Origin of the sequence: Chryseobacterium geocarposphaerae (genome assembly GCF_002797535.1) — a bacterium.
Taxonomy (GTDB): domain Bacteria; phylum Bacteroidota; class Bacteroidia; order Flavobacteriales; family Weeksellaceae; genus Chryseobacterium; species Chryseobacterium geocarposphaerae.
Map to the genome: position 1 here is coordinate 2,281,647 of NZ_PGFD01000001.1, position 12,760 is coordinate 2,294,406.

Annotated in this window: 6 protein-coding genes; 3 read left to right on the forward strand and 3 right to left on the reverse strand. The window is 36.1% G+C overall.

Translation table 11 applies throughout. The features are described 5' to 3' along the window. Nucleotides 1-72 precede the first annotated feature (72 nt). The 3 genes from CLV73_RS10175 to CLV73_RS10185 are packed head-to-tail and all read left to right on the forward strand — an operon-like array spanning nt 73 to nt 8,390. A complete protein-coding gene (locus tag CLV73_RS10175; protein ID WP_100376704.1) occupies nt 73-5,100 on the forward strand; it encodes a translocation/assembly module TamB domain-containing protein in 5,028 nt (1,675 codons plus the stop codon). A gap of 11 nt (nt 5,101-5,111) precedes the next feature. Beyond that, nucleotides 5,112-7,439, forward strand: a complete 2,328-nt coding sequence (gene tamL, locus CLV73_RS10180; RefSeq protein ID WP_100376705.1) for a translocation and assembly module lipoprotein TamL — start codon at nt 5,112-5,114, stop codon at nt 7,437-7,439. Nucleotides 7,440-7,469: 30 nt separating this feature from the next. After that, nucleotides 7,470-8,390: a YihY/virulence factor BrkB family protein gene (locus CLV73_RS10185; protein ID WP_100376706.1), complete on the forward strand. Its 921-nt coding sequence runs from the start codon at nt 7,470-7,472 to the stop codon at nt 8,388-8,390. 41 nt (nt 8,391-8,431) lie between these two features. Here the strand turns inward: CLV73_RS10185 and CLV73_RS10190 are convergent, their stop codons facing one another. From CLV73_RS10190 to CLV73_RS10200, 3 genes are all read right to left on the reverse strand, one after another. Continuing rightward, nucleotides 8,432-9,289 carry a DUF4822 domain-containing protein gene (locus CLV73_RS10190; RefSeq protein WP_100376707.1) on the reverse strand — a complete coding sequence of 286 codons (858 nt, stop codon included), beginning with the start codon at nt 9,287-9,289 and terminating at the stop codon, nt 8,432-8,434. 145 nt (nt 9,290-9,434) lie between these two features. Then, nucleotides 9,435-11,195, reverse strand: a complete 1,761-nt coding sequence (argS, locus tag CLV73_RS10195) for an arginine--tRNA ligase (protein ID WP_100376708.1) — start codon at nt 11,193-11,195, stop codon at nt 9,435-9,437. An 83-nt stretch (nt 11,196-11,278) separates the two neighbouring features. Continuing rightward, entirely contained in the window at nt 11,279-12,748 is a 1,470-nt protein-coding gene (locus tag CLV73_RS10200; protein ID WP_100376709.1) for a SusD/RagB family nutrient-binding outer membrane lipoprotein, read from the reverse strand. Nucleotides 12,749-12,760: the final 12 nt, after the last annotated feature.

Here is a 12,760-nt window from a genome sequence, read left to right on the forward strand (position 1 = left end):
ATTCATAAAAGAGTATCACTGCAGATAGATAATAAATTCGTATTATTATATTTGTCTAAAACCGAATCACTCTTGAAACTGAAAATCAATAAAAGAAAGCTCTTAAGGCGATTCCTCATAACCTTTATTTCCATATTGGTTTTTCTTATCCTGCTTGTTTTTAGTTTAAGGCTTCCGGCTGTTCAAAACTTCATAAAGGATAAACTGGTCGTCTATCTTGAAAAGAAAATTAAAACCAAAGTAAGCCTCGAAAGAGTTTATATAGGATTTCCAAACAGTCTTGTTATGGAAAATTTGTATTTAAAAGGACAGGATGTTGATACGCTTCTGGCCGTAAAAAAACTTGACGTTGGATTAAATATGCTTAAACTGATCAATTCCACAGCAGATATTACTTCGGTGGATTTGGAGGGCGCAAGAGCCAATGTCATAAGAAAGCCAAACGGGAAATTCAACTTCGATTATATTATTGATGCTTTTGCCACCAGTGATAAAGAAGAAAGTCCATCGAAACCTTTCATTATTTCCTTAGATAAAATTAAACTAAAAGATATTGGCATTACTTTCAACGACCAGCAATCCAGAAATGATATAAAACTTTACTTTGCATCTTTTGACACAAGAGTAAAAACCTTCGATTTAGCTAACAACAAGTATGCTGTTAATGACATTAATCTTGACGGATTAAAGCTAAAATTAAAACAGGATCTCGTAGAAGAAGTCTCTAAGAAAGTTGAAAAGAAAGTCGATTCTCTTAATAATAAAAAGCCGATGCAGATTGGTTTAAGAGGAATAAAACTTACCAACTTCGATATTGATTACGGCGACGACAATACCAAAACTTTCGCAAAAGTATTATTCAAAGAACTCAGCACAAAAGTCAATAAGCTTGATCTGGAAAACAATGCATATAGCATAGATAATATTTTCCTTTCCGGCGCAGCTATTAATGCCAATCTTTATCTTCCGGCTCAGAATGCGAATCCTAAAAACAGCAAAGAATCTGAAGCCTCAAAAGTAACGGATAAAGAAAAAGCACTGAATCTGTTACTCGGAAAATTGGTATTAAATGATGTAAAAGTTGCCTACAACAATACTGCCATCGCTGCTACAAAGCAAGGAATGGATTTCAATCACATGAATTTTTCCAAAATGAATGTCGAGGTAAGAAGTTTCAGAATGCAGGACAATACGTTTGCCGGAACCGTGAGCTCAGCAGAAATTCAGGAAGCAAGAGGAATGGATATTCAAAAGTTCAATACGGATTTTGTATATAATGACAAGGAGGCCTATCTAAAGGATCTTTATCTGCAGACTCCAAAAACATTGCTACGTGATGAGGTTATTTTAAATTATAATTCTATTGAACAATTAAATTCCAATTTAGGAGCCGTAAAAATTTCAGCCAATATCAAAGATTCCAGAATTGGTTTTGCAGATATCCTGAATTTGGCTCCGACTTTGAGAAATACCGTTCCTTTTAACAAATATCCAAATGCCATTTTAAATGTAAATGCCAACGTAAAAGGAAGTGTCAACGATTTATTGATCAACAATCTCAAGCTTTCAGGTTTAGATCAGTTAAGAGTTGCTGCATCAGGAAGAATCAGAAACGCGATGAATCCTGAGAATTTATATTATGATTTGAGGATTACAGAATTGTCTTCATCCGCAAAAACGATTTTCAATTTAGTTCCGAAAAATACAATTCCTTCCACTATTTCTCTACCTTCCCATATGAGCATCAAAGGAATAGCAAAAGGAACCACCAAAGTGGTGGATGCCAATCTGAACCTCTACTCCAGTCTTGGTAACGCAGCTGTTATTGCCAAAGTAGATATGCGAAGAAAAAATCATGAACTGTATGATGTAAAAGCCAATCTACAGGGATTACAGATCGGGAAAATCATCCAGAATAAAGATATAGGAGCAATTTCGGCGCAGATTTATGCCAAAGGAGAAAGTTTTGATTTCAAAAATGCAAAAGCAGATTTAAAAGGTCATGTTGCATCAGCAGTTTATAAAGGATACCGTTACCAAAACATGAACCTTACGGGAAAAATCAATCGTGGAGCCTATCATATTGTTCTCAACTCAAAAGACCCGAATGCTAGTCTATTGCTAACGGCTTCCGGAGTTTACAACGAGAAAAATCCTACGGTAAAAGTGAATGGTGAAGTGATAAAACTGGATGTGAACAAACTTGGATTCTACGAAAAACCAATGATTATCGCAGGAAAAATAGATGGCGATTTTACCAATCTGGATCCGGACAATCTGAATGGCTATCTAACTTTAAAAGATTTTGCTTTTTCGGATACCAAAGAAGTGTATCCTGTTCAGGAACTGAATCTGAAAGCTTCTTCAACTGCTGATTCTACCAATATTGTTCTCAACTCTCAGGTTGCAGATATAGAGCTGAAAGGAAAATACAAACTGACCCAGATTTTTGGCTCTTTATCGAATACCATTAATCAGTATTATCAGTTCCAAAAGCCGGGAAAGGCTCAGAAAATTCAGCAGGGACAGTTCTTTACCTTTAGTGCAAAAATTAAAAATGATGATATCATCAGAAAGTTTGTTCCTGATCTGAAAAGTTTTGAAACCATTAATCTGACCGGAAATTATGATGCCGATTCTCAGAAAATTGAAATCGACGGACAAATTCCACAGCTTCTGTATGGGGAAAATTCCATTGAAAATGCAACGTTAAAAGTAACCAACGAGAACCAGGCGTTACAATACAACCTATTTGTCGCAGGATTAAAAAGCTCAAGTTTTGCCCTAAACAAAGTAAATATTGGTGGCGATGTTTCAAATAACATTATCAATTACAGCATCACGACAAAAGATCAAAAAGATGAAACTCAATTCCTGATTGCCGGAAATGCAAAATCATTGAATGACATCACAGAAATATCTTTAAATCCGAATGGCTTAAAATTAAATTACACCGACTGGACAGTTTCAGAAGGGAACAAAATACAGATCGGAAATAAAGGAATTTTTGCAGATAATTTCAGACTTTCAAATGGAGGAAGTGAGATTTTATTACAGTCGGAATCCCAATCTCCAAATTCACCTTTAAATGTTTCGCTGAGAGATTTTAAAATTGAGACCATTACAGAGCTGATTAAAAAAGATACACTGTTGGCAAGAGGAACAATCAACGGAACTGCCCAACTGCGTGATTTGACAAAAAAGATGACTTTCACATCTGACTTAAATATTTCTGATTTAATTGTTTATGAAAACCCTATCGGAAACCTTGCTGTAAAAGTCAACAACAATTCTCCGAATCTCCTGAATGCTGATGTCGTACTTTCAGGAAATAATAATGATGTAAAAATTTTGGGAGATTACAACACTTCTTCCAGCACATTTAACCTGAACATGGACATCAATCAGTTACAGATGAAGTCTGTTCAAGGATTCTCCATGAATGCCATTACCAATACGGAAGGTTATCTTTCGGGAAATCTGAAAATTACCGGAACTACAGATAAACCCAACATTTTAGGTAAAGTCAAATTTAATGATGTAGGTTTGGAAATTACCAAAACAGGAAGTGATTTCAGAAAGCTGAACGATGAGATCGACTTTACCAGCCGAGGTATTGAGTTCGATGATTTCAAAATCAATGATAAAGACGGAAATTCTCTGAGAATTAATGGTGAAGTTCTTACACAGACCTATAAAGATTTTGCTTTCAACTTAGACGTCCGAGCCAAAGATTTTAAAGTCGTAAATTCCGAAAAATCGAACGATGCCATTATGTACGGAATTTTAGCGATTGACGCCAATCTCCATGTTCGTGGTGATCTTGATCTGCCAAAAGTTGACGGAAGGCTGAATGTTTCCGATGCTACTGATTTTTCATTCGTACTTCCGCAATCGAGCCCTTCGTTACAGGAAAGAGACGGAATTGTAGAATTTATCGATCAGGATCAGGTAGTTCTTAATAAAACGATCAAAGCTGACTCTCTAAATGCACAAAGCCGCATTAAAGGAATGGATGTAAGTGTAAATATAGAAGTAAGTAAAGAAGCTAAACTATCCATCATTATTGATAAAGCCAATGGAGATTTCGTAAAGCTTCAGGGAGAGGCAGAATTAACCGGAGGTATAGATCCTTCCGGAAAAACAACACTTGTAGGAATTTATCAGGTAGAATCCGGAGCGTATGAAATGTCTGTAAGCTTGCTAAAACGTAAATTCGATATTCAAAAAGGGAGCACCATTACCTGGACCGGAGAGCCTACCACGGCAACACTGGATATTACCGCCATTTATAAAACAGAGGCCGCTCCGATCGATCTGGTAGAGCAGCAATTAAATCCGGATTCACCGGGTGAACTCAATCAGTATAAGCAAAGAATACCTTTCAATACATTATTAAAAATGAAAGGAGAACTACTGAAACCCGAAATTACCTTTGATATTACTACTGATAAGAAGAATAATGCAGTTTCATCTGCTGTAATTGAAACTATAGATCAGAAACTTGCCCAGCTGAGAACCCAAGAATCGGAAATGAATAAACAGGTTTTTGCCTTGCTATTATTAAATCGTTTCATTGGTGAAAATCCTTTTGAGTCCAGCGCTGGAATGTCCGGTGAAATGATCGCAAGACAGAGTGTGAGTAAGCTTCTTTCTCAGCAGCTTAATAATCTTGCCTCCGATTTGATAAAAGGAGTAGACCTGAATTTTGATCTCGAATCTTCAGAAGATTATTCAACCGGCAACAAAAATACAAGAACAGACCTTAATGTAGGAGTCAGCAAAAAGCTACTGAATGATCGTCTGAAGGTTTCCGTGGGAAGCAATTTTGCATTAGAGGGTGAAGCACGGGAAAACGAAAACATGACCAATATTGCAGGAAATGTCACAGTGGATTATAGCCTTTCCAAAGACGGAAGATACATGCTTCGTGCCTACCGTAAAGATGAATATCAGGTAGCTCTTCAGGGACAAATTATAGAAACCGGGGTTGGATTTATTATCACACTGGATTACGATAAATTCCGTGATATTTTCAAAAAATCTAAAGAGAAAAGAGTAAGAAAAAACCAAAAAGATCAGGTGGTAGAATTTAAATAACCATTCAAATAATGAAAACTAAACGCTCCATATATTTCAAATATTTATTCGCTTCCGGGTTTGCAGCGCTCAGTCTTTCATGTAATAATACAAGATTTCTGAAAGAAGGACAAATGCTTTATACAGGAGGAGAAGTAAAAATAAAAAATGACTCTCTCTCAAAAAAAGAAAGAAAAGAGCTTAAAACGGCTTTGGAGGCCAATCTTACTCCAAAACCCAATTCCACATTTTTAGGAATGAGACCTAAGCTGTATTTCTACAATATTGCCAAAGAACCTAAAAAGGAAAAAGGATTCAACTACTGGCTGAAATATAAAATGGGAGAAAAACCTGTTTTACTGGGTGATGTAGACAGGGAGTTCAATAAAGATATTATTGAAAATTATTCTGAAAATAAAGGCTATTTTAATGCAAGAGCAACTTATGACACAGTTTCGAAAAACAAAAGAGCTCAGGTCATTTATACCTTAAGACCCGGCTCAAGATATTTGATCAGCAATGTTAAATTTCAGAAAGACTCTTCCTTAGTTAATAAAGAAATTCAGGATTTATCCGGTAAAACATTTCTTAAAAACGGAAATCCGTTTGACCTGGATGTAATTAAAAATGAAAGGGACAGAATTGATAACGGACTAAAGGAAAGAGGTTTTTATTATTTCCATCCCGATAATATTATTGTTCAGGCCGACAGTACCATAAGCAAAAATCATAAGGTGGAACTCAATGTCAAGCTGAAAGAGGATACTCCGGATCTTTCGACCCAGCAATTCAGTATTAATAATGTAATAGTGTTTCCGACCTACAATATTCAGGATGTAAGAGCAGGAAAATATAAAATTCCGATGAATACGGATTCTCTTGCTCAATATGCCTACAAGGATATTTATGTCATCGATCCGCAACACAAGTTCAAGCCTAAAATTTTTGACAGGGCTTTATATTTTAAAAAAGGAGATCTTTACAACCGAACCAATCACAACCTTACCTTAAACCGTTTAATCAGTTTAGGAGTATTCAAGTTTGTAAAAAATGAATTTATTGTTTCAGATTCACTGCAGCATAAATTTGATGCTTACTATCTTTTAACGCCAAGAGAAATACAGTCTCTTCGTCTGGAAGCTTTAGGAAGAACCAATTCTGCCAATTATGCAGGAAGCGAATTGAATCTCAACTGGACACACCGAAATTTCTTCAGAGGAGCAGAACAATTTAAAGCAGCAATCTACGGAGCTTTTGATTTCCAGATGGGAGGTCCTGAAAATGCTAAAAACCTCTTCAGAGCCGGAACCAATGTTCAGCTTTCAATCCCGAGAATTGTTGCTCCTTTCAGGTTTAGCTCATCAAGCGCTTTTGTTCCGAGAACAAATATTACTTTAGGCTACGAGTTCCAGAATCGTACGGAATATTATACTTTGAATACTTTCACAGGTTCATTCGGATACGTCTGGAAAGAAAATGCTAGAAAGGAACATGATCTGAAAATCTTTGATGTAACCTATGTTTCTCCCGCAAATATTACAGCATTGTATGATTCAATCTCTGCAAAAAGCGATGCCATGCGGAGAGTTGTTCAGAAACAATTGATTTTCGGACCTACTTATTCTTATACCTACACCAATACCATGTTGTCGAAACCGACCACCATATATTATAAAGGTACATTGGATCTGGCAGGAAATATAACAGGATTGGTAACGGGTGCGAATGTAAAAAAAGATAAAGAGAAAACTATTTTTGGAGTTCCTTTCAGCCAGTATGCAAAGATTGAAAATGATTTCAGACTGTATCACAAATTCACCGAAAAAACGTCTTTAGCAACACGATTTATTGCCGGGTTAGCCTATCCGTACGGAAATTCTGAGCATATCCCTTTTTCAAAACAGTTCTTTTCAGGAGGAAGCAACAGTGTAAGAGCATTCCGGGCAAGAACTTTAGGACCGGGAATTTTTGATCCGAGAACGATTGAACAGGGCTATTATTTCGATCAGTCCGGTGATGTTAAATTAGAACTCAATGCAGAATACCGCGCCAATCTTTATAAGTTTTTAAATGTTGCCGTTTTTGCCGATGCCGGAAACGTTTGGCTTATTAATGAAGATCCGGACAGACCGGGAGCCAAATTTTCAAAAGAATTTTTAAGTGAAATTGCTGTTGGAGCCGGAGTTGGGTTAAGATTAGATTTTTCCATTTTGATTTTAAGATTGGATCTGGCCATGCCGTTGAGAGTTCCTTATTATGAAAAAAATGACCGATGGACGTTTGATAAAATAAATTTCGGTGATTCCAACTGGAGGAAGGACAATCTTATTCTGAATATTGCGATCGGTTATCCTTTTTAGGGGTTATGCCGAATAAATCCCGACGATACTATGATGAAAAATATAAAATTTTTATGGCAAGTCTTAAAGGAAACATTCGCTGCATGGAACAGTTCTTCTGCTTCAACAGATTCTGCAAGCCTGGCTTATTACGCTATTTTTTCAATTCCGGGGTTATTGATCATTATCATCTGGATTGCAGGTCATTTTTTGGGAGAAGAAGCTATACGTGGGGAGATAAGTAATCAAATAAGCGGTTTGATGGGCACCGATGCAGCCAAAAGCATAGAAAATATGATTGCAGGAGCTTTGATTGACAAGCAAAATATTTTCATGAAAATTGTAGGAGTCGGCTCTTTGGTTTTTGGTTCTACTACCCTATTTTTTCAGCTCCAACATTCATTAAATACACTTTGGGACGTAGAAGCTGCTCCTAAAAAAGCGATCTTAAAATTCTTGCTGGACAGAGCCAATTCATTAGGAATGATTTTGATCCTAGGCTTTTTACTTATGATAACTATGATCTTGTCTTCGCTAATCAGTATTTTCAACAAGTTTATCACCCAATATTTTGGTTTAGAGACGTATATGTTGGTAGAACTTATCAATTTTACTGTTGGTTTTGGGGTGGTTATGCTTTTGTTTGCCTTACTATTCAAAGTATTACCGGATGTAGAAATCAGCTGGAAATCTGTTTGGGCAGGAGCATTGCTTACGACCATCCTCTTTACATTGGGGAAGTTTTTATTAAGCCTCTATTTCGGAACGGCTAAACCTACCTCGGCATTCGGAACCGCCGGAACTGTTATTTTAATTATGATGTGGATCAATTATTCCTGTATGCTTGTATTTTTCGGAGCCGAGTTCACAAAAGTGTACACTTATAGAAAAGGCTACAGAATTGTTCCTTCAAAACACGCTAAATGGAGCAATGCTAAACTCTATGAAGACAGCCAGAAATCACAAACATAAAAAAAGAAACTCCGAGGAGCTTCTTTTCACATTCCAATTATTTAGGGTTCCAGATGATTAACCGGTTTATGGGTAATATCATAGAATTCTGCCGGATTATTGGTTGCATCAGGTACTATTCTGTAAGTAAATTCTGCATTATTCAAAGTAAGAATATCTACAATCCTGGTGAATATCACATTTCCGTTAGCATCTATTGCGGTAATGGTTCTTGTTTTTCCATCCGGAGATATAGACCAGGTTCCTTGTGACCTCAATACGTTATTTAAACCATAAATAGCATACGTCCCATTCGCTCTGAAATAAGAATATCCTACAAATCCACTTACCTTTGGATCCGTTAAAGCAACCGGATTTCCATTTTTATCTTTTACTGCAGTCATTTCCCAAGGTGTGGATGCTAAAATAAGCTGTCCCAGATTAGGCTCTGCATGAGATACTTTAGAGTGCTTAATATCATAAAACACCGAAGAATCATTTGGGTTGGCGTGAATTCTGTAGGTAAACTCATTTTTATTTAAAACAAGAATATCAACCACACGCGTAAAAAGAGTTGTTCCATCCGGTTTTAAAGCGGTAATGGTTCTTGTTTTTCCATCTGCAGATACAGACCAGGTTCCTCTTGACCTCAACACATCATTCAATCCATAAATGGCAAAATTTCCATCTCCTTTAAAGTAAGAAAAACCAACAAAGCCACTTACATTGGGATCAGTCAAAGCCACAGAATTTCCGTCTTTATCTTTCGCTCCCGTTGTTTCCCAAGGTGTTGATGATAAGACTTGGGATGGCGTTTCTATCTCACTTTCATTATTATCTGAACTACATGATACAAAAGTAGCTACAAAAGCAAAAATTGAAGCCACATACATAAGTTTCTTTGCTATACTTATTATCATAATTAATTTTTGGCAAAATTATCATCTCAATGGTGTCAAAAATTGTATGAAACCTTCCGAAAGTTGTAGAAAATATAACTTGTTGTATAAATTATGTTAGTATAGTATAAGAAAAAAGGCTTTTGAAATTCAAAAGCCTTTATATTTACATTCTGTTTACCGTTTCTATTCCTAAGAGCTGTAACGATTTTTTTATCGTTTTTGCCGTAAGATCCGAAACACTCAGACGGAACTGCTTTACATTTTCATCCTCCTGATTCATAATCGGATTGCTCTGATAGAAGGAATTATATGCTTTTACCAAATCATACACATAGTTCGCTACCAAAGCAGGACTTAAAACTTCTGCCGCCTTTTCAACAACTGTTTTATAATTTGCCAGCTGCATGATCAATTCTTTTTCAGATTGGTTCAATTCAACCTCAGCAATTTCTTTTTGTTCAAAATTCGCTTTAGTCAATAGAGACTGAATACGTGCGAAAGTATATTGGATAAAAGGACCTGTATTTCCGTTAAAATCGATACTTTCTTCAGGATTGAAGAGCATTTTTTTCTTCGGATCCACTTTCAGCATGAAGTATTTCAATGCACCGATTCCTACATTTTCATAGTTTGCATTCTTTTCTTCTTCTGTCAGATTTCCTAATTTTCCTAATTCTTCAGCTTTAGATTTTGCGATCGTATACATTTCCTGCATCAGATCATCGGCATCCACTACTGTTCCTTCACGGGATTTCATTTTCCCGTTAGGAAGCTCCACCATACCGTAAGATAAATGATACAGATGATCTGCCCAGGAATATCCTAATTTACCCAGAATCTTAAATAAAACCTGGAAATGATAATCCTGCTCGTTTCCTACCGTGTAAATCAGTTTTTGAATATTATTTTGCTTAAAACGTTCTACTGCAGTTCCCAAATCCTGGGTCATGTAAACAGAAGTTCCGTCTGAACGCAATAAAAGTTTCTGGTCCAGTCCTTCATCGGTAAGATCACACCAAACAGAACCATCTTCTTTCTGATATAAAACTCCTTTATCCAACCCTTCCTGAATAAGATCCTTCCCAAGAATATAAGTGTTACTTTCATATTGCACCTGATCGAAGTTCACTCCTAATCTCTTATAAGTCTCATTGAAACCTTTATACACCCAGGAATTCATTTCATTCCAAAGATTTCTTACTTTTTCATCTCCATTTTCCCAATCCAGCAACATCTTTTGAGCTTCTTTCATTAAAGGAGCTTCTTTTTTTGCCTGGTCTTCAGTCATTCCCTGAGCGACAAGCTCAGCAATTTCCAGCTTATATTCCTGATCGAATTTCACATAATAGTTCCCAACGAACTTATCCCCTTTAGTATGAGTCGCATCAGGAGTTTCATTTTGTCCGAATTTTTCCCAAGCCAACATCGACTTACAAATGTGAATACCTCTATCATTAATAATTTGAGTCTTGATCACATCATAACCAGCTTCTTTCAAAATCTGAGCAACAGAAAATCCTAACAGATTATTTCTGATATGTCCCAAGTGGAGGGGCTTATTCGTATTCGGAGAAGAGTATTCTACCATTACCGTAGAATTTTTCTTTTCAATAGCATCAAATTGATTAGCTATCGATCTAAAATTATCTACAAAAAACTGATTTTTAACTTTAACATTAAGAAACCCTTTGACAACGTTGAAGCTCTCCAATAACTCAGTTTGCTCTGTTAAAGCCTCTCCTAATTCAACACCAATACTCTCAGGATTTTTTTTCAGCTGTTTTACCAAAGGAAAAGTCACGATGGTAAAATCTCCTTCAAATTCCGTTTTATTCTCCTGAATTTCTAATTTAATGTCTTTCAGCTGATAGACATTAAGGATAACATCTGCAAGGTTTTGTTCTATTATATCTTTAATATTCATTATTCCATTTTGAAATACAAATATACGGAAATAAAAAAACCACCTTTCGGCGGTTTTTAAATATTAAAATTTGTTTTGTTTTTTTAATTGATATCCCAAAATACTTTTACTGTCAGTTTATCTCCTCCAATTGCTGATGAAGCTTGACTCCAGTTGCTTCCATTTACCGTTTGTTCATTAATTGGATAAGTTAATCTTACTGGTATCTTTCCTTCTGCTGCTGGTGTTGCATTTGGAGCAGTCATTACAGGATAATCAAGTCTTCTGTAAAAATTCCAAGACTCAAATCCTCTATTATACATTGCAATCCAAGCTTGTTCACCGATTCTTTGCTTCCAATTTGCTGGTGAAAAAACAACATTAGGATCTGCCAGATAAGTAGTAACCGCAGCACCTGTAACTCCCCATTGAGCCATTGACTCAGTAATTGCTGTGTTATAATAGCTTGCAGCAGTACCACCAACACTATATCCTCTTGAAGCCGCTTCTGCTAAATAAAAATTAACTTCTGCTGCATCAAATAAAACGCCTGTTTTATTGGGGGCCAACAAACTTTCTCCAATATGAGAATTGGTAGAATAAGAATTTGAAAGTCCTACAGTACCTCCCACATATCCACCTCCTGGTCCTGGTACAGCAGTAAAATAGGAAGGCCTTCTAGGATCATTTAGATTATTCATTGCATCGACAATACCTTCTTCCGCAACAAAATCATTTCTGTTACTAGCAATTACTTCCGCGTATAGACGATTAAAGTTGGGTGAAGTTCCATCATATTTAAATAATGCATTAGTAGAATTTGTTAATAAAACCCCAGCATTATAAGCAGACTCTACTGTTTGTTTAGCCAAAGTAGGATTCACATCAGCAAGATTGATTCCTATCTTTAATTTAAGACTATTTGCGAAAGTAATCCACTCCGCTACATCTCCACCATAAATATTATCTCCAGTTTCAAAACTTGGATATGCAGTATCTAAAGTTGGTATAAGTGCGTTCAGTCTATTGATTAAATCAGCATAGATTGTTTTTGCATCATCATATTTAGGCAAAACAGTAGTCTCAACCTTAGCCGCCTCTGAATATGGGACGTTCCCAAAACTATCTACTAAAACCTGATAGGTGTAAATTTCAAGTATATTAATAATTGCTAATTTATTTGCCTGTTGTTTATCCCATGCTAATTGTGTTAATGCAGCAGGCTTTGCTTCTGTAGGAATGATTTTTTTTGCTTCACTAAGGTTACCTAAAACATCGGTATACAGTGCTAACCACATATTATCAGGCACTTTTCTAGTCCCAGTGAAGTTAAAGCGTGCATCATTCCTATAAATTGTCGTCGCCAAATAATGCTGAAAGAATCTAAATACATTTAAATTAACACTTGGCGTTTCCATTTGATCTATCAGTTCTTTCTGAGCATTAGTAAAGGCTAGCTCCGCAGGAACCTGATATGGCTGAGTTTGGTTATTATTAAAGTCGTCATCACCATTGACACACCCCGTAAGTAATGCCAAAGATCCTATAGTAAGTATTGAAAATATTTTTTTCATTGTAATTCTTTT